Origin of the sequence: Ammoniphilus resinae (genome assembly GCF_017873965.1) — a bacterium.
GTDB lineage: Bacteria > Bacillota > Bacilli > Aneurinibacillales > RAOX-1 > Ammoniphilus_A > Ammoniphilus_A resinae.
In genome coordinates this window covers 1-22476 of sequence record NZ_JAGGKT010000010.1, presented here as the reverse complement: position 1 = coordinate 22476, position 22476 = coordinate 1, and the positions used below count along the sequence as shown (strand labels likewise).

Genomic DNA, 22476 nt, shown 5'->3' with positions numbered 1-22476 from the left:
CAACCTCCGATGAATTTCATGGCTTTTTTATTTACTAGGTGCAGAATATGGAAATTCAGTAAACACTATCGCCCCGATTATTTTTGGGATGGAACGAGGATTCAGTAAAGAAAATTATTTAGAAACGTTAAAGATTATTCCGTTTATGTGGATTATCGTTGTTTTGTTAGTAATTTTTGTTGCGGGACCGTTAGTTGAGAAAGTGATGCCAAAATTCGTAGGACAAACAGATGGTTTTAATGTCAGAGTTTTATTAAAGGTTTCTCCAAATCAGCATCGTAGGAAATCCAGCCAATCCATTTCACCGTTCGGCCCTTCTAGAAAACCGTCAAGCGATGCGTGCAGAAACAGAACAAGTTTTCTCATTTTCAGTTCTCCTTTGTTCATGAGAGATATCTACATTAACTATATTATAGGACATTTCAGGTTGGGTTGTTTCTTATGGATTGCTAATCCCAAATGAAATATTCTACTAACTACAAAAAAGTCCATCTTTAATGGACTAATGTTGGTGTCGTTGGACGATTTAATTTTCAAAAATATAAACACACAAAAGTTCAATTTCTTTTATTGCTGGTCCTTTCACCTTAATCATCACTGGTTCCGAATCTCTTTGCAGCTCTTGAGCGAGCACGTTGAATTTCGACCTCGCGATTACGTGGTTCGGCATTGGTTACCAATGAGTCCAACAAATTTCGTGCAACCAAAGCCACCTCTTTAATGGCGCGATTATACGCCTCCTCGTTAGCTTTTGAAGGCACGTTGAAGCCCGAGAGCTTTCTAACGAATTGGTGCGATGCTGCCATAATCTCATGCTCGGTAGCTGGAGGGTCGAAATTGAATAGTGTCTTAATGTTTCGGCACATATTTTTCTCCTTATGATTACCATTATTTTGTCAATTTTACTACACTCTACCCCTCCCCGCCAGCCAATTGAATGATACTTTGCCGAAATTCATCTGGATTCTTTTGTTCGTTTATTCTGCTATTGATCTTCGGTAGAGAAATAACAACTCGTACTTTCTGAAACATAAAAATACCCTCAAAAAAAAAGTCTATTTTTATATTACTCAATGGCGAAGTCAACCCACCATCCACTTTCAGGACTAATGAACGTGTTCTCAGTGGATGTGTTAGTTACTCTAAATTTTATTTCAACTAAAATAGGAGAAAAAGTGGTATTAGTAACTAATGTAAAATTAGGCGTTTCTTCGTCACTATTAGAAAATGATATATACTTCAGAGCATCAAAAGGCTCTTCGAGTTCGATACGAAATCTATTCCTTTGGTCACTAATGAAGAATCTTGTTCTTTTAATTACAAGACTTTTTCCTTGAGGTATTCTCACCGTTATCCTTTGTAGAGTAGGGAGTAGACTAGGTGATAATGTAAAGTCTTGTAATCCTCCTAATAATCCACTTACCTGAAAGCATGTCTCCGAATCTGGACAATGCGTTCTTATCCCCATATAATTCACTCCTTTTTTATTTAGGTGAATAATTTATTATCAATTTCCATTTATCGTATGTCAAAAGATTTCAATTGATAGGGCCAGTGTTTATAGAGAGGAAAAATAGACCATAGGATAGACGTTTCATGTTTCGTTAATAAAAAGCCAGGTTTTAACCAGGCTTTATGTCTGAGCAATGATCAAATCACCTTAATAGACCACCCAGTCGACTTCTTTGATAATGAGTAATTGGTGCTTGTATCATTTATACGGTTTCTTTTATAAGTTTCGCTTCTGTGCCAAAAGTAGAGTAAAAATGACCCCTTTTCATATGTACCTCAGACCGTTAAATCATTTTCTGATTTGATATGAATAGCTTCTTGTAAAAGTCTTTGGAGAACAGCAGCAAAAACAGCGATCACCATAGCGGCGAAAATAATGACCAATCCCATTGGTATGAAACTTGGAGGGTCAACTCTCTTCCCCATGAGATAGTAGAGTGGCATACCTAGCAGGTACAAGGAACTGATTGTGATAGCACAGTATTTTATATCTTTAAGGCCTTTACAGATAACTCCAAGAACGCTTGGTTCTTATCAATATAGTTTAAAAGTCTAAAAGCCTGATACAGAGCAAAGTAAAAAGGGATCGCTGCCGCGTACATATCGATTAAAACGAGAGATTTCATATAAGCCATTTCTGGATACAATTCTCCGGCAAAATAAAAAGCATTTCTCATTACAAAGAAATGCTTTTATTAGTGAAATCAGAGTTTTTCTCGAAGGGATTTTATAATTTCTAAGTATTGTGTATCTCCTAACCCATAATCCCTGAATTTTTCAATGAGTAAAGACACAAGTTCCTCTTCAGGAACATCTGGGTGTCTTTCAATAAACATCAGTAAATCACTGTCTTTATGAAGGTAGTTTAAATAAAGTTCAATCCCTTCTTTTAAAGGAATCAAAGCTATATTCATAGGGGCCTCTCTATGAATCAACACTTGTTTGTATAGTTCATAATATCCTTCCACCTTGTTTAGGGTGAAGGATCTCAGTGGTTCAAATTTTTCGCCAACGATATGAAGCGTCAATTCACCTTCATAATTTGTATGGTCTAACCAAGCAAGAACGGTGAGGAGATTGATCTGACAAAACATATCACTATCAAACCATAATGCCATTCGGGAGAAATTCCCGCTAAAGAGAGGCTGTAATGGCTTTAACGTAATTTCGGCATATATTTCTGGTGTGACATGATGAACCTTTGACCGAATATCGGTAAATTCAGCTGAAAATAGATCCTCGCAGGTGTCTCCAAAACACATTGCCTCGTTAAAGGGGATCATCAACTCTTTCCCAAGATAATGTGTCTTTTGGAAATAATGATACATTTCTTTCCCATTCAGTATATGTAATGTTCTTTGCATCATCGTTAACCCCTCCCTCCATTTGCTATCAAAACGTACTAAGCCGCAGTTCATAAAAATACTGAACAACCGGATGCTTTAACTTCATTTTCTCGGTCATATTCAACATTCGCTTTTTCCCAACTCTTCTGTCTACCAAGGCAAGAATATTCAATAAAATATCATTGCTCTCTAAGCTTTCCTCTATAGAAATGGACAAAAATTTATTAGCTACAACGATAAAGTTTGATTTACTTAAAGCTGACTGTGCTGACAAAAGCTCCTTTGCATATTCTGATATTTTTCTACTTCTTACTATTACTTTTAGACGATCCTCAGGAACTTTCCCCTTCGTATCTTTTCTGACCGCTTCAATTTCTTCATTGGTAATAGGAATTTCGATATCTGGATCATTCTTAATTCCCTGCTCCGTTTCATACCATTTGATTGTGGTCGTTCTATCACTCATATTGAGTACATTCTTTTTATCTACTGCAATATAACAAAGTCCTGCTTTATCAGGTAAATAGCGATAGCTGGTTGCAAGGTATTCGACTCTTCCATATAACGCAGGACAAAGAAAACTCTCCAGATTCTGCTTCACTTTGCTCCAGGACATGTGATCCTCCTATGTTCCATATTATTAATACCTATTGGATAATTACATCCGCATGATCCATGATCCACAAGCACATTGATTTCATTAAATCATTTTCGATTTAATCAAGCCCAAAAATTCTCCCCCCATTTTACCATAAGTTGAAACTGGTTTATCTCCGTAATAACATTTTCCTAACGAATAAACGCTGATCCTTCATTGGCTAAGGCATCCTTTAACCAGCTAGGGTGCATTTTCAATAAGTCTTGCGGTAGCTTATGCTGTTCAAAAAACTTAATTTCTAGTGACTCATCTGAATTACATTTTATTTCTCCACCAGTAATTTCAGCAAGGAAACAAGTTGTTATAAAATGTACTATTCTACCATTTGGGTACTCAAACACTTGTGAATGAGGGTCAGAGTACACACCAATGAGCTTTTTTATATTTATATCTAGATTAGTTTCTTCTTTTACCTCCCTTATAGCAGCTTCGGAAACTGTTTCTCCTATTTCTATATGCCCTGAAGGTATACCCCAAAGTCCTACATCAGACCTTTTTTGCAACAAAACTTCGTTCTTTTTATTCAGAATAATAACTGCGACACCAGCTTTTATATCATCAATTCTTTCCATACAATAGCCCTCCCTTAGAAATAATAAAAAAGGTCCGAGGAGAAAGATTTCAACGCATAACAAATACGCTAAACCCTTCCCCTCGGACCTTTTATGTCAATAGGTGCCTTTTATATATTATAAAAGATGTAGCCCTCGGTCACTGACCTACCTAGTTAGCGGAACCCTAGCTACAATTTTCCAGTTCATCTTTATTTTATTATTATTACTTAAAAAATAAAAGAGAATCATAACCCAGCCGAAAAAGAAGGCGGCTTCCAAAAAGCCAAATCATTTTTTTAAAATATTAACCTATTTGATGCAATTGTCTTTTTTCAACCTTTTTATTTGATTACCTGTAATATTATTCCATTCTTCTTCTATCTTGTTTAATTCTCCTTCGTTTGCCTTAAAAGCCATAATAGGTATTTTATTATAATCGTAATATATAGTCACCTGAGTATTTTTTATTTAAATAAACTATCATCCCTATACAAGCAAATCCAAAAATGATGTATGTCATAATAAAAATCCATATTTCTGGATTATACCAGTGCTCTATTTGTCCCATTATTGCAATAAAAATACCAAGAAAGATATGAATTTCACCAACCCTTTTCAGATAGCTTGGCAAGTTCTCTTTAGAAATACTCTGTATTGTGCCTTCCGAAAGAAACAAATTGGGTTTTCTTGCGTAATGTTCTACAATGCCTTTTACTACAAAATAAATCCCTAAAAATAATTGTGCAAACATTTCCTGCTCCCCCTTATTCAATTATGTTTGGTTTACTAATATTAATAATAATTGCAATATGCTCCACCTCAGACCGTTAAATCATTTTCTGATTTGATATGAATAGCTTCTTGTAAAAGTCTTTGAAGAACAGCAGCAAAAAAAGCAATCACCATAGAGGCGAAAATAATGACTAATCCCATTGGTATGAAACTTGGAGGGTCAACTCTCTTCCCCATGAGATAGTAGAGTGGCATACCTAGCAAGTACAACGAACTGATTGTGATGGCACAGTATTTTATGTTCTTTAAAGCCTTTACGGATAATTCCGAGAACGCTTGGTTCTTATCAATATAGTTTAAAAGTCTAAAAGCCTGATACAGAGCAAAGTAAAAAGGGATCGCTGCCGCGTACATATCGGTTAAAACGAGAGATTTCATATAAACCATTTCTGGATACAATTCTCCAGCAAAATCCCCAATCTTAGGCACTAAAAATATGCACAAAGCGATAATTGGGATTCCAATAAGAATAACAGCTATCTTTAAAAAAAGTGTTGTTGCTCGTTTCATAAAGAACACCTCACTTATCTAATGTCAGTTTTGACTTTACCATATAGTTTATCGTTTTACAATAAATTAATATCGTTTTTGTTATATATTCTTTAATTTCAGCAAAATTAAAAGCATTTCTCATTACAAAGAAATGCTCTTAAAACGTTTTCTCTTGCTCGTATTCTACTGCTTCCGTTTGTGCAGGTGCGTCATCAGATCGTCAAGTGCTCCGGCCCAGCCGTCATACACGTACTTATCACCGGGGTGACCGGCGAATCCGCGCAGGTGGAAGATCATCTTGGTGCGGTTGCCCTGTGCAGTGAGGGTTAGGGTCGCGACAGGGGAGTTCTCAACGGGATCATCGGGGTAACCCCAAGTGAAGACGAGCCGTTCGAAAGGGACAACATCTAGGAAGACACCTCCCGTGTGATACTCCTCGCCGGTCTCGATGTTGACCATTGTGTACCGGTAGCGTCCGCCTTCACGGACGTCGAACGAGATAGACTCCAGGGGCGTCGAAGGCAACCATGCGGCGAGCTCCTTCTTCTCGGTCCAGGCACGCCACACGAGTTCGCTGCGGGCATTCAGGGGGCGGGTAATGGTAAATTCCGGTTCAGTTGTGGGCATGTTCATTGTTCCTCCTTTGTGTCACGTCATCTATAACCATATTTTACCATATTGTTTTTCTCGTAGGGATTTTATAATCTCTAAGTATTGTGTATCTCCTAATCCATAATCCCTGAATTTTTCAATGAGCAAAGACACAAGTTCCTCTTCTGGAACATCTGGGTGTCTTTCAATAAACATCAGTAAATCACTGTCTTTTTGAAGATAGTTTAAATAAAGTTCGATCCCTTTCTTTAAAGGGATCAAAGCTATATTCTTAGGGGTCTCTCTATGAATCAACACTTGTTTGTAAAGTTCATAATATCCTTCCACCTTGTTTAGGGTGAAAGATCTCAGTGGTTCAAATTTTTCGCCGACGATATGAAGCGTCATTTCTCCTTCATAATTTGTATGGTCTAACCAAGCAAGAACAGTAAGAAGATTGATCTGACAAAACATATCACTATCAAACCATAATGCAATTTGGGGGAATTTTTCGCTAAACAGAGGCTGTAATGGCTTTAACGTAATTTCGGCATATATTTCTGGAGTGACATGATGAACTTTTGACCGAATAGCAATAAATTCAGGTGAAAATAGATCATCGCAGGTGTCTCCAAAACACATGGCCTCGTTAAAGGGGATCATCAACTCTTTCCCAAGATAATTTGTCTTTTGGAAATAATGATACATTTCTTGCCCATTCAGTATATGTAATGTTCTTTGCATCATCGTTAACCTTCCCCCAGCCATTACAATCTCTCGATATACCCTTCTGTTCCATGCACGCGAATGCGTTGCCCATCCTTGATCAGTTTCGTAGCCTTTTCCACTCCAACAACGGCTGGTAAGCCATATTCTCGTGCGATTACTGCTCCATGGGTCATCAGTCCACCGACTTCGGTGACCAGGCCTTTGATGGATACAAACAACGGTGTCCAGCTAGGGTCGGTAAAGACGGTAACCAATATGTCTCCCTCTTGCAAATTCGCATCATCCATGTTTAGGATGACACGAGCGCGTCCCTCGATCACTCCGGCAGAAACAGGTAGACCGACAAATGCTTCGGTTGGGAGATTATCTCGTTTGTACTCACCTGAAATGATTTCACCATCAGACGTGATCACACGTGGAGGAGTTAGTTTTTCATAGAATTTGTATTCCTCTTTTCGTTTGCTGATGATCTGTTCAACCAGTTTATGGGTGCGTACGACTTCGTGAAGTTCTTCAAAAGTAAGATAGTAGATATCTTCTTTTTCATGAATCACGCCCACTTGTACAAGTTGTTCCGCTTCTTTGAGTATTGCCTGCTTATAAACGAAGTAGCGATGAATCATGCCGTATTTCGGATATTCACGATAACCGATAAAATTTCGGACGAGGTCGATCATTCGTTTTGTTTCTTTGGCTTTTTGTTCACCATCCGGTAATCGCTTCAATCGATCGAGTAACTCTTGTTCTTTCTTCAGAGCGTCCAGTCGCCCTTGCTCAAATTTCCGATGGCTAGCACCCGGCTCAAAGTTGTTTATATTACTGAGAATCATCGGGACAAGGGTCATTGGTTTTTCGCTCCAACGAGTTCTCGTTATATCGATTTCCCCAGCACATCGCATTCCGTATTTGCCCAGATAATCATCGATCGCGTCCCTTGTTTCCTGTCCCCCTTCAAGCTTCACGATTTTCTCCAAAAAGTGATCCTCTGTTACATGTTGTAGATATGCAATGACTTCTGGAAAGGGACGAATCACATCGGCTACATCCATTAAGGCCAGCCCCATTTCCGAAGTAATATTGTTTGGGACAGACCTAGTAAGCGTGTCTGCTGCGTTTTTTTCACCTAACCACTCGTTCATTTTCTCATTGATCCATGAGGAAGCATTCATCGCAGCCATAAACACAGCTGAACTTTGCGGATCAAATAACATCTTCTTAAGTTCTTGGATATCTTCGAGTATAAAATCAAATACATCTGATCCTGATTTTTTTTGGATGGTTTGTTTTAACGCTTCGATCGAGGCTTGACTCCTCTTCATCAAATCAGAAACGATGGTCGGATCGTTTTCGACATCTGCCAGCCTATCCATATTGCCTCTGTTGGGACTTGGTGGTTTTTTGCCATCAGGTATTGATTTTATAAAATCGCCTCGCTCTATGATGGTTATCAGTGCGTTTTTTAAAAGTGGATCATGTTGTCCCATGGTATCTAATAAATTTTTTCTGCTATCAGGGGCAGCTAGACGTTGTGTGACATCCACAAACAACCTTCCACCCGCTTTACGCATGGGTGCGGGAGTCGTTAACAGGAAAAAAGACAATCCCAATGGTTTTATGACATCGGTCATCATTTGTTGGTGACCGACAGATATATAGACGCGATTTTCTTGGGTCTCTTTTTCTTCAGGGATGGGGTATAAAGTCGTGATGGGACGACTCTGGACAATATAAAATGTATCTTCAACCAAACACCATTCGATATCTTGTGGGCAACCAAAATGAGTTTCGATCTGTCTTCCGATGCGTGCTAGTTGTAATATCTGTTGATCAGTAAGGGTTTGTGTCTTTTGCAGATCTGGGTCGATTGGCTGTGTCTCTGTTCCGCCTTCTTTTCGTCCAGAGATCGCCAATTTTTTGGTTGCGATCAATTTATCGATGATCTTTTCTTCTTGCACCTTATAACAATCAGCAGACACTAAGCCAGAGACTAGTGCTTCTCCAAGTCCAAGGCTGGCATCGATGGATAGCACCTTGCGGTTCGAGGTCATCGGATCAGCGGTAAATAAAATCCCTGAAGCCTGTGGGAACACCATCCTTTGAACGATCACGGATAAAGAAACTTGGCTGTGGTCAAATCCGTTTTTCATTCGGTAGATAACCGCACGATCCGTAAATAAGGAAGCCCAACATTTGCGGATATGCTCCATGATGGCTTCTTTTCCAATGATATTTAAATAAGTGTCATGTTGACCAGCAAAAGAGGCATGTGGTAAATCTTCCACCGTCGCACTTGAACGCACGGCATAAGCCTGTTCGAAGCCAAACTGGGAGAGATAGTGAGCAACGGCTTTCACAACATCGGAAGGAATGTCTACTTCCAACAGGGTTTGTCGTATCTTTCTGCTGATTTCGCCAATTTGATCCTGGTCCTCTACTTTTAGCTGCGTTAGTTGATCCACCAAGGCTCGAAACCTTTCGTTTTCTTCGATGGCTTTTTGATAGCCCATTGTTGTCACACAAAATCCTTCTGGAACTTGGATTCCATGAATTTTTGATAATTCCCCTAAATGTAATCCTTTTCCGCCAACGAGCAAAAGCTGTGTTTTATCCATTTCCTGAAAACCGAGAACCAAATGACTCATTCTATCCCTCCAATAAATCTCATTAAGTACTATTGTATATTACTTTTTACAGTACGAAGAAATGTTGGAACAAAATCCTTAAATAAACCGTCTTTATACTTAAAAAGGGGGGCCGAGTAATGAGAATACTCATTTCATTCATTTTATGCTTAGCAATACTTGGAGGTTGTAACCAACCCGAAAAGAATAATGCTGGCGATTTCGCCGAAAGAATCGAAACTCACAATCCCACGGCAGAAGAAACGTTAGCCCAAAATCCAGATGCTGATATTTTCGAATTGAACGGGGTTGTTTATAGCAATGCAAGCGATATTGAATGGGTTCAAACAACAGAACTCACCACTGGTAAGAATATCGGCACAATTACAAAACAATATAAAGATGGTCTTGTATTCGAAGACCAAATGGCAACCAAACTCCCTATTGGAACCGAGATTTACGAACCACTGAAAGGTAGCGGACCGATATTAATTGTAAAATTAAATGGTAAAGAAATAAGATATCTAGGTTTAATAGAAGGTTAAAATTTTATTGCTTTTTCAACTATCGATTCCCGTCGCACCCGAAAATATCGTTTTTGGAACTGATATAATAGAAAAACGGATGCAAGAGGCGATCAAACAAAAAATGGAAAGTAAGAAGCCCCAAAGAGCATCAGGAAATCCAATGACAAACTTCTCAACAACACATAAAATGAAGAGTCAACAAACATAGAAGCCAAACAATCAGAGGAAGCGTACAGGAGTTTAAAAATGGTTTCTAATCAATCCCGCTATTCTTCCATACATACATAAATTAAAAAGCTGTTATCCCATAGATTAAGTGATATCAGCTTTTTTCTTTTTGTTTATTCAGCTAATGATCCCCTTTTGCTCAATAAACAACTGCTATTTTTCTTGGACATCAACTATAATGCTACCAAACAATTCATCTTCAATATAAGCATCCAGTTTCCAAATTCCTTTTGAAGGTAAATTCAAATAACCTACCGATTCAGCGTAATGATATGGTGGCTTCATTATTTCTTCATTCGGGACACCAATTGAACTTTCAAAAGCTGTGACTATTTTTCCATCCTCTTGACTCGTTCCTATTACTTTCACTTTTTTGTTAAATAATTGTTCCGTTTTCTCTGGTGTTCCTCCCCAAAAATGAAATAACTGCTTATTGTTTGAACCCGCAATAACCGGACTGTCAACAATAGCTAATTTACCGTCAGTCCCTCTCAAACCATAAGCTACGTCTTTTCCATCTGGACTTGGCTTAGGAATCGTAAAGGAAGGACTTATTTGCCAAGTTTCTTCTTTTGCGTTGGTATCTACTTTTTCTGTTGAACACCCTGATAAAACAAATACCAATATCAGAAGGGAAATAAAAACAAAGTAAGTTAATTTTTTCATAATTACACCTCCGCAAATAAATTCTTATTAATTAGACGCTTTACATTACCATACCGTTACTTTTATATTTCAACAATTTTTCAACTTTCGTTAAACTGCCCTATAGTTGAGTAACAAAAAACGGCTACCGCAAAAGCAACCGTTTTTGAACTATAGATCCCCGTTAGCGGAATAAAAACAGACCTCCCTTTCGAGGTCTGCATCGAGTGTTGACTTATGAATTATTCATTTATCTAAGTGCCTTTTAAAAAAGTCTAACAATGTTTGACCTAAAGCAGTAGCAATATATCCTTTACCATCACATTTAGGACATGCTTCATCGCTTATTGTACCTTTCCCATTACATTCCCAACACTGCTGTTCCAAATCGTCCATTGCAATGATACTCATTATAAATTTACACCCCAGTGCATAGTTTTCCCTAATATACCACAAATTTCACACCATTGTTTTCTCACTATCCTGCCCTTTACCGCAACAAAAAGAGGGGGATGGATGCCGATCCCATTCCCCCGCTATCGATCCCCGTTAGCCATCCATGCAGCACAAAACCAGTGCTGCACCACAGAGAATGAAAATGGGCTTTCAGTGCCCATACTGCTACTACGGCTGGCGAGGAAGGTCGATCAACTTTGGTGCGATAGAGCCCATCCGTTAGTCTGACTCCAGCGACCACGGTGCATCACTGAATGTTGCTCCCTATCGGGAAGCACTCATGGTAGATTAATCCTATTCTGGTTGTTGCACCAGCCTCCAATCATCAGAGCCGTAGAAAGGATCATTTCAATGGAAGTAATCATTGAACGAGCATGCGGGATGGATGTCCATAAAGATAACATTACTGCATGTATCATGACACCAGAAGGAAAGGAGATTCAAACATTTTCAACTAAGACTGTATTTCTATTACAGTTAGTGGATTGGATTAAGCAACATGGATGTACTCATGTTGCCATGGAGAGTACAAGTGTCTATTGGAAACCGATTGTGAATTTACTAGAAGCCGAAGATATTGAATTTTTAGTGGTGAATGCTCAGCACATTAAAGCTGTTCCAGGACGTAAAACGGATGTAAAGGATGCGGAATGGATTGCTAAACTCCTTCGCCACGGACTACTTAAAGCTAGTTATATTCCCGACCGGAATCAACGAGAATTAAGAGAATTGGTTCGTTATCGTCGAAGCATCATTGAAGAGCGCGCCAGACAGCATAATCGGATCCAAAAAGTTTTGGAAGGTGCAAACATTAAGCTTGGCTCTGTTGTTTCTGACATCATGGGGCTTTCATCTAAAAATATGCTTCATGCCATTGCAAATGGCGAAGAAGATCCTGAAAAATTAGCAAACTTTGCTCAGCGTACACTGAAACGAAAAAAGGATGAACTTGAACTTGCTCTTAAGGGTTATGTCAGCCCTCATCAACGACTGATGATCAAAACCATTTTAACTCACATCGATTTTCTTACAGAGCAGATTGAGTTGCTAGATCAAGAAGTCGCAGAGAGGGTAAGCAAATACAAAGAAGATGTGGAACGACTTGATTCTATTCCAGGCATATCAACACGAATGGCGGAACAGATTTTAGCTGAAATCGGAACCAATGTTAAAGACCAGTTCCCAAGCGCAGCTCATATGTGTTCATGGGCTGGATTGGTTCCTGGTCATAACGAAAGTGCTGGCAAAAGGAAATCCTCCAAAACGAAAAAAGGAAACAAATATTTAAGAGCAGGATTAACAGAAGCAGCTCATTCAGTCAAAGGATCTAAAAACTACCTAGGTGCGCTGTATCGGCGAACAGCCGCACGAAAAGGTAAGAAACGAGCAGGAATCGTGGTTGCTCATGCCATCTTGCGTATCTCTTATTATCTCTTAACTCGTAAAGAAATGTATGTAGACTTAGGCGAAGACTACTTTGATAAGCAGAGAGAACAATCTATTGTTCGGCACGCTTTACGTAGACTTGAAGGGTTAGGTTACATCGTATCCATAAAAGAACCAGAAGCTTCTTGATCCAGTCCACTCCCCATCAATACTACCAATGAATTAGGCGCTCTCCCCTTTTAAAAAACGAATGAGCTGCGTCTTCTTTAGTATTGCCATTTTTACAGGTGCTCAGAATTTTAATTTTCATGGTAGTTGAACAAACAAAAAAGAATCGAGTAGCCTTGTGAAGCTCTCGATCCTCGTTAGTGAAAAATAATTATATTTACACCGTACAAATTATATAGATGATATGACTATTAATTTTAATTGTTCCTGTACAGGCACTCACTTGCAAATTGTAATAAATCGTCCAACGAGGAAAATGTTCTGTTCTTTCGTTCATTTATTTTAGTCTTACTCACCTACCATACCGTCCATATCAGCATCGTGCATATAGGGGTATAACCAATGATCACTCGTTATTGGCATGCTATAACCTGCTGCTTTAGCTTCTTTAATCGTCACCTGTCCATTTCCGTTTGTATCAACACTAGAAATATCACTGCTTGTATTTGAACTAGTTGAATCAGAAGGCTCACTGCCTGTTAATCCGAGTGCTGCATTTACTTCATCAGGGTTCACATTGTCAAATGTATCAACGATCTTGTTACCCTTTAACGTATAGGTGTACTGGTAACTTGAAGGGATTTGGGTTTCTGTATTCGGATAGGTGACAATCGCTTCAAAATTAGTGGCTCCACCTGCTTTGCGTATTGCATCTTCCATATAAGCCTGATCACCATGTCGGTTGAGTGTACTATCTTGTGGGGTAATATTATATGCATTCGATACCCCTCCGAGAGAATCAGCAATGATATGTCCTTCATCTAATACGTCACTTTCGACACCAGGAACCTTTGCCTCATCAGGGTAGTATCTACCAGACGATAATACAGGTTCGTTACGGTCGTCTTGTAGAATAATTTCAGCAGCAATGACACGCACTAATTGCCCATATTCATTAGTAAATGCCCAATATTCACGGTCTCCGTAACCAATGTCAACAACAACATTAGGTTCACGATGCCCAGACAAATCCCCACCATCAACTTCGATAAGCTTGTATCCTGAAAACAATTCATTATTTGGTTGGGTTGTTGTTGCCTCTCCTACTGGTTCATCAACACCCGCGTTGACAGCTTCTTTTTTTTCACTATTTTTATTTGTAGCATCTGTGGTTACTTCTTGTGAATCTGTTTCTACATCTGTATTAGATGTATCATCTACGTGGGTACAACCAACCATAAAGATGATCGTTAAAAGTAAGATTAAATAGTTCATTTTCGACTCTCCTATGTTACTTTCTCAGTTGTAGTAAAGAACCCTTCTCAAAATTCCCTCCACCTTGTATACATGATCAGTTCATCCGAACCTTATTTAGTATACATACACTAAAAAATATCGTAAAGGCGGGAACATGCTATGTCAACTTTTCGCAATTACACCAGTGATCCACTTAGTGGATAAAGAGCACCTATTTTGATCACATTGGATGCTTGGTTTTGATTCATGTTGTTCATCCTCCGCACCATGACCTGCGTTTCCCTTATATTTTTATGTCATACCATGTTCCTAATATGTCGCCGTTTTAAGGGTCACGTGGATTCAACTCTAGTCTATACCTCCCCTTCCTATGGCACATATAAATGAAGAATAAAAATACGGTCGCAAGGAGGATTGCAGCTTGATCATCACAGTCGGACATTTGAATCCGGTAGATTCACCCTATCAGAGGGGTGCTCTAATGTTTAAAAGGGTATTGGAAAAATCTACAGGAGGGCAAATTAAAGTTCGTATCCTACCAAAACTAAATTTAAGCGGGAGTCAATTGATCCAAGCAGTGAGAGAAGGCACGCTTGACATCGGCATACGCAAATATACTCCGCAGAATTCGCTCCTCATAACCCTTAAAAAGGAGCCTTTTGGCTCCTTTTAGATTGTCTATTTATTCCTTTTAATTATTTTTTCTTCCCACCAACCGAAGGCGATCCTTGCATTCCCAGCCAACCTTGGCGTTTCAGGGTTCGATACAAATACGAGAAAATTACTTCCCGGCGGAAAAATTAACTTTCCACCCTCCTCCTCTACTAGCGTCTGCTCCGGAACCGCTCTCCGAACGAAGGCTTTTATTCCTCCCTTTGGGTTCCCTTTTACATTTCGTGTCAGTTGAATTTTTACTCGAGGTTTAGGCAAGGGCTTAATCTTCAAGTTGGTAGGAGTTGCACGTACATTAATCGGAGTTCCGGGAGCTTTTGCATTAAACCAGAATTGAACTCGGAAAGGCGTTGTCGCTACATCCGTCACTGTCCATACATTAACAAATAAATTCACGCCCGAATTTGGAGGATTATATAGTCTTGCCCACGCGCTGGTCCCTCGTCCAAAAGTTAAATTGTCTGCGTACGCGATAAAATACTTTCCTCGCAGAGACCGGTATAAGGATTGTGGAACAGTTGCAACTTCAGGTAATCGAATGATTTTCCCCAATCAAAGCACCCTCTTTTCATCGTTTAAATACGCTCATAATCCTATGTTTATGAAAAAGAGATGTACTTTGAAAGGGATAATTGTACCCTCAGTTTGTAAGAGAACAACATTTGATCCTTCGTCACTGGTGTGTAGTCCTATTATTTTCCTAACATTTGATTCACTTGTTCGCGGTGCTCTTCGATCCATTCTTTTGCTAGATCCTCAAACGACGTCCCATCATTTTCAAATTTCAACATCATTTCTTCAAGGTCAGCAATGTCGATACTCCACTTGGATAATATATTATATGCTTCAGGATGCTTTTTCTCAATTCCCTTGTAAGAGATAACATAGACATTATCGGCCTTAAAATTACCCTTTGGATCTTCTAAGAATTTAAGATTATGCTGTGCAAAAATGGAATGTGGTCTCCATGCTAAAAAGATGACCGGTTCTTCTTTTTCCATCTTCCGTTTTGCTTCCGTCAGCATAGCCACTTCACTCGAAGAAATGTATTCAAACCCTGTTAAATGATAATCTTTAATCATCTGCTTTGAGGTTGGAGTCATACCTGATCCTTCACCTAGGCCAACAATCTTCCCATCGAATTTTTCAGCCTTTCCTCTTAACTCCTCAATGGAATTTTCCTCTACGTATGTTGGAACTACCCAACCCAATGGAGCCTCTTCATAACTTGTTGCTACTTTAACCAGGTCGTCTTTGTATTTCCCCCATAGCTCTGCTTCGGTATAAGGTAACCATGCATCCATAAAAAAGTCGATATCTTGATTTTTTAGACCTGAAAAAATGAGAGGCTGCTCTACTCTTTTAAACTCAACCTTATATCCTGCTTCTTCCAAAATTAGTTTAGCGATGTTCGTCGGTGCCTCAGTACTTGTCCAAGCGGCCATACCAAAAACGACTTCTTTATTTTCATCATTACTCGCTTCAGCTGATTTCGTATTTTCTGAGGCCGATTCTTTTTGATTAGACTCTGTAGAATTTGAACACCCTGATAAAATTAATACAGCAGATAGTAAAAGTAATATTGAATTTCGCATAAAATCCTTCATTTTATTCCCCTTTCCTATTACCCTAATCTTTGAAAAACGCTTCTCATATTTTCAGGAGTAAATTGCAGTTGATCAGGAGCCGTTGATTCCCAAGCACGATACTCTTTTCCATACAATTTTTTAATTAGTTCATCTGTATTAAAGATTTTAAGATCATAAATCCAATTTGCCATAATGAGAATGGAAGCCATGTGTGCCCCTTCATTCGTGGCACCACAAATATCCTTTACCAAATTGATTTGGTAATCACGAAAATACCCATCAAATATGGAGGTCATCAAACACCCGTCCGTTACCAAACCCCCAATGAGCAGATGCTTAATATCTTTACTTCTTAAAATCAGGTCCAGGCTTGTTTGATGAAAACTGCTCCAACGATATTTATCAATGACAATATCCTCCTGTAAAGGCTTAATGCCATCGAGGATTTCAATATCCTCTGAATCAGAGGAATAGAAGATAGGAGCTCCTTGATCATCTAGTGGCTCACCATTTGATAAACCAACACAATCCTTGCGGTTGATATGTCTTGTGTAAATAATCGGAACATCTAATTCCCGACAAACTCTAATTAATGCTTGAGCATGGGAAACAATACCTTCTATTCCTTCGATTCCGTACTTGCTTTCTTTTTGCAAATCAATGAGTATTAATGCTGTCTTTTTTAAATCCATCTTTTCCTCCTCCTTATTGTTCTTTCTCATCCTTCTTCGGGAAGAAAGAGAAAATTTCTCCACTTTCCATGGCATTCGTCAAACGCATGGTCCAATCGAAATATTCGAGAGATTCCCTGATCCCTTTCAAGTCCTTTTGTGCTAATGCAGCTGCCTCAGGAGAAGTTGAGCCATTGGAAACTTCCAGCAATGTTGGTTGGACCTGCTCCATAGCTTTAAGAATAAGGCTTCTTTCTTGTCGAAGATTTTTGACGAAGAAAGAAATGAAATTTTTAAAGAAATCTTTTTCCGCGATGTAATGATCTTTACGGTCCCCCTTTTTCCAAACCTTGATAACCATTTCTGTCTCTAATAATTCTCTTAACCCATTGCTCACACTTGCTTTACTCATAGCTACCTGATCTTTAATTTCATCTAATGAAAGAGCTTCATCAGCAAAGTAAAGAACTCCATATATCCTTCCTACTGACGGAGTTACTCCATATATAACCATGGTTTGCGCAATCGCGCTGATCATGACATCACGGGCATTCTCAACTTTTTTCAAATCATCTCTATCCATTTATACTCACCTCCAATAACTATCTTGTTCAGTATGTTTAATTTGTATTAAACAAATTAAATGTATTATACATATTATTATATTTTATTAAACTGGTCAAATGAATGAACCAATCCCCGTTTGTTCAATAAGATACTTGCAAATCCAAGTACACCCAAAAATAAGATCCGTATTGTTTATTAAAAAATACCACAAAATAATCTCAAGATAACTAAATTGAAAATGCAATCGGAGGTCTTCCATGTGAGTATAGCAACTATCGATAAAACTGTTGCCGAATTAGTTCCTCTTTTAACCCAACTTATAAAAGAGATCCATAATAAAAACCTTTCCGACTCAGAAGTTTCTAATCTTTTTACACAATTTGTTTTAAAAAAACAAACCGGAATGAACAATCCTGAGATGAACACTTTGATGAACAAAATTGTAGGTGAAATAGATCAAAACAATCTTCCTAATCTTTTTGGTCAATTAATTGATAAAAAAAAGAAAAGCGGTATTTCGGATTCTGAATTGACAGACTTCCTAAATCAAATTTTGCATAACACTTTAATTAACACAAAGAAAAATAGCCTAACCGCTCCCGAGGTGTCTAGTCTATGGACACAGTACATGAGTGATAGCCTTTCCATATGTGTCTTTAAATACTTCCTTAATATTGTTGAAGATAAGGAACTTCAACCCATTTTAGAATCTGCTTTCCAAGCATCACAAAAGCATATCACACAAATTACTTCATTTTTTAAAGAGGCGAATTTCCAAATTCCTATAGGATTCACAAAAAATGATGTTAATCAAAATGCACCGCGTTTATTTACAGACGGGTTCTTAGCGGTTTATACAGAAATCATGACAATACATGGTTTAACTGCGTATAGTTTAGCCATTACTGTATGTGAACGAGAAGATTTACGGAATTACTTTTTTGAATGTTGCGCAACCACAAAGGAATTACTTAATAAAATCGTTAAATATCGTCAAGCTAAAGGGCAATATTCACATGCCCCTTCTATTCCATCACTGAAAAATGTTGAATTTGTAGAAAAAACGGGGTTAATTTCAAACTTACTCGGAAATCCTAGACCCCTTAACGCTTCAGAAATTAATAATCTTTTCTTTAATACCAAAAAGAACACTCTCAACAAGGCGCTAGCTACAGCCTTCAGTCAGGTCGCAGAAACAGATGATGTACGTAATTTTGCATTGTTTGTGGTTGAAGAATCTGCAAGGCATATTGACCAGTTTAACTCGATACTAGATAAAGAAGGGTTAATAACTCCTCACGCGTGGGATATTGGGGTTACTAACTCTACTGTAAGTCCGTTTTCGGATAAACTTATGATGTCTCATCTGGCATTCCTAGAGAATGCGGCTCTCGCTTACTATGGTTCAGGGCTGTCTTCATCTATGAGACCAGATATAGTGTTGATTTACGATAAAATATTTAAAGATATTCGATCAGAAGGTATCAAAATTTATAATATCATGGTAAATCACGGCTGGTTAGAAAAACAACCAGAAGCAATTGACAGGAAATCCCTTGCGGAAGGTGCAAAGAGATGAGATGTCAAAAGCAAATTCTCTTCAGGTGTTATTTTGGAGTATTGCGTTTCCGGGGTTCGGACAATTTCTAAACGGGAAATTGCTGAAAGGGCTAGTGCTCCTTATATTGGAGTTTCTAATAAACACTTATTCAAACTTAAACACCCTAATTATTTCTAGTTTTCAAGGAGAGATACAGTGTTTTAGCTGAATTAAAAAGACCAAAAGTTGATGGTATTGCCTGACCAAATATTGACGGATATAATGACCAATATAATAGGAAAAATAGATTATTTGAAAAATAAAATCAGAAGAATAAGATGTAGCTCCGAAATGAGCCTGATCGGAAAGGTGAATGAGGGGAAGTTATAGCATTCTTGCTTCAAAAATAAATAGAATAGAAAGGAAAAAGACGTCCCTGTATGGTGTGGTACTGCGCCAACAGTATCACCAGAGACGTCCAACAAACACAACTTATGGTCATTGTATCAGATTTTGAGCTGTTTGAAAATCCTGTTACTGGTGTTTTTTGTTAGGGGTGTGGAAATTTTACCTTGTCCTTGTTGCGGAGAAAAGCTAAAGATTATTGGAAGTCGACTACGTAAATCCATCAAAGGCTCCGGAGAAACGATCATCTTGAACATACGAAGGCTGCGTTGTGTTCGCTGTAAGAAAATTCATCATGAATTGCCGGATTTCGTTGTGCCATACAAAAGATATGAGGTAGATTGCATAGAAAATGCAGTAAGCGGGGATCGGAAAACCGCAGATATTGCTGCTGACGAGTGCACGTTTTACCGTTGGAAATGTTGGTTTGAAAACTTTGCCACTTATCTTGTTGGTTGTCTTACATCGTTAGCGATCCGCTATTCACAGATTCCTGTGGAGCCCCCGTCCGAAGCTCCACGTTCTGCACTCCAACGAATGGGACATTTTGTGGGGGATGCTCCCCGTTGGCTGGCGAGAGTTGTCCGACCGATCGCGAATACAAATTTATGGGTACATACCCGTTCTGCATTTCTGTCCGAATCTTCCTAAGATACACTCATGTTGAAATGAAATATAAGGGAGAGGATTTCACATGAGAGATCAAAAGAGAGCGGAAGAATTGGCAGCTCAACGTTTTCAATTAGTATCACCCCTTCTCGCCGATGGGCTGGATCCTGCCAAAGCTCGGTTAATTAAGGCGGATATTTGTGCTCGAACCGGCTTGTCTGAGCGGACCATACGAAGGTATTTAGCCTTGTATCGAGGGGATGGATTTCAAGGTCTTTTCCCCAAAGGGAAAGGGAGAAAGCATGGCAAAGATGCCATTCCCGTGGAATTATTGGATCAGGCCATCCTACTACGGCGTGAGGTTCCTAGCCGTAGTGTCAGCCAAATCATTCAAATTCTAGAATGGGAAGGAAAAGCTCAACCGGGGCAACTGAAGCGAAGTACCTTACAGGAAAAACTCACCGACCGTGGGTACAGTTCAAGGCAGATGCGGATGTATACCAGTGCAGGCGTAGCGGCAAGACGTTTTCAACAACCCCATCGAAATCGTTTATGGCAGTCAGACATTAAATATGGTCCATTCCTTCCCATTGGCCCAGGCGGTGCGAATAAACAAGTGTATCTCGTATTATTCATTGATGACGCCACACGATTTGTTCTCCATGGGGAATTTTATGAAACGCTGGATCAGTCAATCGTGGAGGATTGTTTTCGAAAAGCCATACAACAATACGGGACTCCAGAGGCCGTCTACTTCGACAATGGTAAGCAGTATCGTACGAAATGGATGGGCCGTACTTGTTCTAAATTAGGGGTCCGACTTCTTTTCGCAAAACCATACTCACCGGAATCAAAGGGTAAAGTAGAACGTTTGAATGGTGTGGTTCAAGGATTTTTAAATGAAGTTTCGCTGGAAAAACCCAAAACGTTGGAACGACTCAATACCTGGTTTCAGGCGTGGCTCTCTGAGTGTTACCAAAATAAAACCCACTCTGCTTTAGGAGAAAAAACAAGTCCTGAAATGGCATTCCGAAGTGATCGAAAGCCCCTACGCTTTGTGGAACCCGAAGTATTGGCGGATGCTTTCCTCCATTCAGAGGGAAGGAAAGTGGATAAGGCCGGGTGTATCAGCTTCATGTCCAAAAAGTATGAGGTAGGTCTCTCCTTCATTGGAAGGACGGTACAAGTGGTATACGATCCTGCCGACATTACTGAACTAATCATTGAATACGAAGGGCATACGCCATGGAAAGTACGAGAGTTGGTTATTGGGGAACGATCAGGAAAACGACCGGAACTTCCACCACATCTACAACCCGAACCCGCTGAATCTTCCCGCTTGCTTCGAGGAGCAGAGCAAAAACAAGCGGAACGAAAAGAACGTCAAACACCTGCCATCTCCTTCCGGATGGTTCGCAAGGAGGTGTAAGACATGTATGAATCGTTCTATGGGTTCTCACGCACACCGTTCGTTCGGGATATCCCAGCTGGTGAGATGTATGAGTCTGTGATGCTAGATGAAACGCTTGGTCGGCTCGAATACGCTGCAGAGCGTCAACTCTTTGCCGTGATTACCGGAGATTGTGGTACTGGAAAGACAACCACCATCCGCCGATTTACAGAAACCCTCGATCAGTCCAAGTTTAAAACCCTATATTTATCCGACTCTAAACTCACACCACGTCACTTTTACAAAGGGTTGCTAGAGCAGCTCGGATGTGAAGCAAAGTTCTACCGTGGGGATGCCAAACGACAACTCCATAAGGAAATTGAGCTTATGCGTGGGATCCACCATTTGCAGCCCGTCGTTATTGTGGATGAAGCCCACCTTCTGGATCGGGAAATGTTAGAAGAAGTTCGATTCCTGCTCAATTTCAAGATGGATGCCCAAAGTCCTATGTCTCTCATTTTGGTTGGACAAAGTGAATTGTGGGATCGACTCCGGCTTCAAGCTTATGCAGCCATTCGTCAACGGATTGATTTGCAGTGTAAACTCTCGCATTATGATCGGGCCCAAGTGGGTGACTACATCATTCGGCACTTAAAGTATGCTGGCGCACAAAGTGATATTTTTTCCGATGGAGCCATGGATGACATCTACCAATTTTCAAGTGGTTCTGCCCGGCTCATCAACAAAGTTTGTACACACTCCCTCCTATACGGTGCCCAGAACAAGCTCCGAATTATTGATGATCGGATGGTTAAACATGTGATTCAGGGAGAACTTTCATGAAAAGAAAATGGCGGGAAATGAAGTATGATCGAGAGTTAGATTGTTGGATGGTTCATCTGGATGATCACAGGATTATGTTAGAAGCCGGTGAATGGTTTGACCTCTGTTTCGGAGCAAGCAGTGTCCTTTGTCGGTAAGCGTCAAACAGCCCACACCTGGTAATTTAGATGAGGGCTGTTAATTTACGTAATGTATTTATTTTGAAGAATTGGCAGCTCGGCAAGCTAA

25 protein-coding genes and 1 pseudogene are annotated in these 22476 nt (G+C 39.4%); 8 read left to right on the top strand and 18 right to left on the bottom strand.

All coding sequences use genetic code 11. From position 1 onward, the window contains the following. Positions 1-587: 587 nt before the first annotated feature. The 10 genes and pseudogenes from J2Z37_RS15630 to ppsA form a co-directional block, all read right to left on the bottom strand. Positions 588-866, bottom strand: a complete 279-nt coding sequence (locus J2Z37_RS15630) for a DUF2277 domain-containing protein (RefSeq protein ID WP_209811225.1) — start codon at positions 864-866, stop codon at positions 588-590. Between the two features lie 922 nt (positions 867-1788). Further along, a pseudogene (locus J2Z37_RS15625) lies at positions 1789-2171 on the bottom strand (DUF2975 domain-containing protein); the annotation flags it as partial. 45 nt (positions 2172-2216) lie between these two features. Then, entirely contained in the window at positions 2217-2879 is a 663-nt protein-coding gene (locus tag J2Z37_RS15620) for an AraC family transcriptional regulator (protein ID WP_209811224.1), read from the bottom strand. A 25-nt stretch (positions 2880-2904) separates the two neighbouring features. Further along, positions 2905-3474: an SF0329 family protein gene (locus tag J2Z37_RS15615; protein ID WP_209811223.1), complete on the bottom strand. Its 570-nt coding sequence runs from the start codon at positions 3472-3474 to the stop codon at positions 2905-2907. Between the two features lie 173 nt (positions 3475-3647). After that, on the bottom strand, positions 3648-4088 hold the full coding sequence (locus J2Z37_RS15610) for an NUDIX domain-containing protein (RefSeq protein WP_209811222.1): 441 nt from the start codon (positions 4086-4088) through the stop codon (positions 3648-3650). Positions 4089-4500: 412 nt separating this feature from the next. After that, a complete protein-coding gene (locus J2Z37_RS15605) occupies positions 4501-4821 on the bottom strand; it encodes a hypothetical protein (protein WP_209811221.1) in 321 nt (106 codons plus the stop codon). A gap of 68 nt (positions 4822-4889) precedes the next feature. Beyond that, complete coding sequence (locus tag J2Z37_RS15600) at positions 4890-5372, bottom strand: DUF2975 domain-containing protein (RefSeq protein WP_209811220.1); 483 nt, start codon at positions 5370-5372, stop codon at positions 4890-4892. Between the two features lie 165 nt (positions 5373-5537). Then, entirely contained in the window at positions 5538-5981 is a 444-nt protein-coding gene (locus J2Z37_RS15595) for an SRPBCC family protein (RefSeq protein ID WP_209811219.1), read from the bottom strand. Between the two features lie 30 nt (positions 5982-6011). Then, the gene (locus tag J2Z37_RS15590) at positions 6012-6692 is read right to left on the bottom strand and encodes an AraC family transcriptional regulator (RefSeq protein WP_209811218.1); all 681 of its coding nucleotides are present in this window, start codon (positions 6690-6692) and stop codon (positions 6012-6014) included. 20 nt (positions 6693-6712) lie between these two features. Then, positions 6713-9316 carry a phosphoenolpyruvate synthase gene (ppsA, locus tag J2Z37_RS15585; protein ID WP_209811217.1) on the bottom strand — a complete coding sequence of 868 codons (2604 nt, stop codon included), beginning with the start codon at positions 9314-9316 and terminating at the stop codon, positions 6713-6715. A gap of 119 nt (positions 9317-9435) precedes the next feature. Between ppsA and J2Z37_RS15580 the strand changes: the two genes are divergently transcribed. Continuing rightward, positions 9436-9840: a hypothetical protein gene (locus J2Z37_RS15580; protein ID WP_209811216.1), complete on the top strand. Its 405-nt coding sequence runs from the start codon at positions 9436-9438 to the stop codon at positions 9838-9840. Positions 9841-10203: 363 nt separating this feature from the next. Here J2Z37_RS15580 and J2Z37_RS15575 read toward each other — a convergent pair whose 3' ends face one another. The 3 genes from J2Z37_RS15575 to J2Z37_RS15565 all read right to left on the bottom strand — a co-directional run bounded on the left by J2Z37_RS15575 (position 10204) and on the right by J2Z37_RS15565 (position 11392). Further along, positions 10204-10716 (bottom strand): hypothetical protein, encoded by a 513-nt coding sequence (locus J2Z37_RS15575; RefSeq protein ID WP_209811215.1) that lies wholly within the window; start codon positions 10714-10716, stop codon positions 10204-10206. Positions 10717-10941: 225 nt separating this feature from the next. After that, positions 10942-11106, bottom strand: coding sequence for a tryptophan RNA-binding attenuation protein (locus J2Z37_RS15570; protein ID WP_209811214.1), 165 nt, complete (start codon positions 11104-11106; stop codon positions 10942-10944). A 79-nt stretch (positions 11107-11185) separates the two neighbouring features. Beyond that, positions 11186-11392, bottom strand: coding sequence for a hypothetical protein (locus J2Z37_RS15565; RefSeq protein WP_209811213.1), 207 nt, complete (start codon positions 11390-11392; stop codon positions 11186-11188). Between the two features lie 110 nt (positions 11393-11502). On the opposite strand from J2Z37_RS15565, the gene J2Z37_RS15560 reads away from it, so the two are divergent. After that, positions 11503-12726, top strand: coding sequence for an IS110 family RNA-guided transposase (locus J2Z37_RS15560; RefSeq protein ID WP_209811212.1), 1224 nt, complete (start codon positions 11503-11505; stop codon positions 12724-12726). 327 nt (positions 12727-13053) lie between these two features. Here the strand turns inward: J2Z37_RS15560 and J2Z37_RS15555 are convergent, their stop codons facing one another. After that, complete coding sequence (locus tag J2Z37_RS15555) at positions 13054-13980, bottom strand: DNA/RNA non-specific endonuclease (protein ID WP_209811211.1); 927 nt, start codon at positions 13978-13980, stop codon at positions 13054-13056. Between the two features lie 403 nt (positions 13981-14383). Here J2Z37_RS15555 and J2Z37_RS15550 point away from each other — a divergent pair, with 403 nt between their 5' ends. Next, on the top strand, positions 14384-14635 hold the full coding sequence (locus J2Z37_RS15550; protein WP_209811210.1) for a hypothetical protein: 252 nt from the start codon (positions 14384-14386) through the stop codon (positions 14633-14635). A gap of 5 nt (positions 14636-14640) precedes the next feature. Here J2Z37_RS15550 and J2Z37_RS15545 read toward each other — a convergent pair whose 3' ends face one another. From J2Z37_RS15545 to J2Z37_RS15530, 4 genes are all read right to left on the bottom strand, one after another. Continuing rightward, positions 14641-15186, bottom strand: coding sequence for a DUF6143 family protein (locus tag J2Z37_RS15545; protein WP_209811209.1), 546 nt, complete (start codon positions 15184-15186; stop codon positions 14641-14643). Between the two features lie 140 nt (positions 15187-15326). Then, positions 15327-16241, bottom strand: a complete 915-nt coding sequence (locus tag J2Z37_RS15540) for a glycine betaine ABC transporter substrate-binding protein (RefSeq protein WP_245203850.1) — start codon at positions 16239-16241, stop codon at positions 15327-15329. 17 nt (positions 16242-16258) lie between these two features. Beyond that, entirely contained in the window at positions 16259-16915 is a 657-nt protein-coding gene (locus J2Z37_RS15535) for a cysteine hydrolase family protein (protein ID WP_209811208.1), read from the bottom strand. Between the two features lie 13 nt (positions 16916-16928). Next, positions 16929-17477 (bottom strand): GbsR/MarR family transcriptional regulator, encoded by a 549-nt coding sequence (locus J2Z37_RS15530; protein WP_209811207.1) that lies wholly within the window; start codon positions 17475-17477, stop codon positions 16929-16931. Positions 17478-17720: 243 nt separating this feature from the next. Here J2Z37_RS15530 and J2Z37_RS15525 point away from each other — a divergent pair, with 243 nt between their 5' ends. From J2Z37_RS15525 to J2Z37_RS15505, 5 genes are all read left to right on the top strand, one after another. Continuing rightward, positions 17721-19040 carry a DUF3231 family protein gene (locus J2Z37_RS15525; RefSeq protein WP_342453845.1) on the top strand — a complete coding sequence of 440 codons (1320 nt, stop codon included), beginning with the start codon at positions 17721-17723 and terminating at the stop codon, positions 19038-19040. Between the two features lie 483 nt (positions 19041-19523). After that, complete coding sequence (locus tag J2Z37_RS15520) at positions 19524-20057, top strand: DUF6431 domain-containing protein (protein ID WP_245203849.1); 534 nt, start codon at positions 19524-19526, stop codon at positions 20055-20057. A gap of 43 nt (positions 20058-20100) precedes the next feature. After that, complete coding sequence (locus J2Z37_RS15515) at positions 20101-21444, top strand: DDE-type integrase/transposase/recombinase (protein ID WP_209811206.1); 1344 nt, start codon at positions 20101-20103, stop codon at positions 21442-21444. A gap of 3 nt (positions 21445-21447) precedes the next feature. Further along, on the top strand, positions 21448-22248 hold the full coding sequence (locus tag J2Z37_RS15510; RefSeq protein WP_209811205.1) for an ExeA family protein: 801 nt from the start codon (positions 21448-21450) through the stop codon (positions 22246-22248). Next, positions 22245-22385: a hypothetical protein gene (locus J2Z37_RS15505; RefSeq protein WP_209811204.1), complete on the top strand. Its 141-nt coding sequence runs from the start codon at positions 22245-22247 to the stop codon at positions 22383-22385. Before J2Z37_RS15510 ends, J2Z37_RS15505 begins: the two co-directional genes overlap by 4 nt. Positions 22386-22476 lie beyond the last annotated feature (91 nt).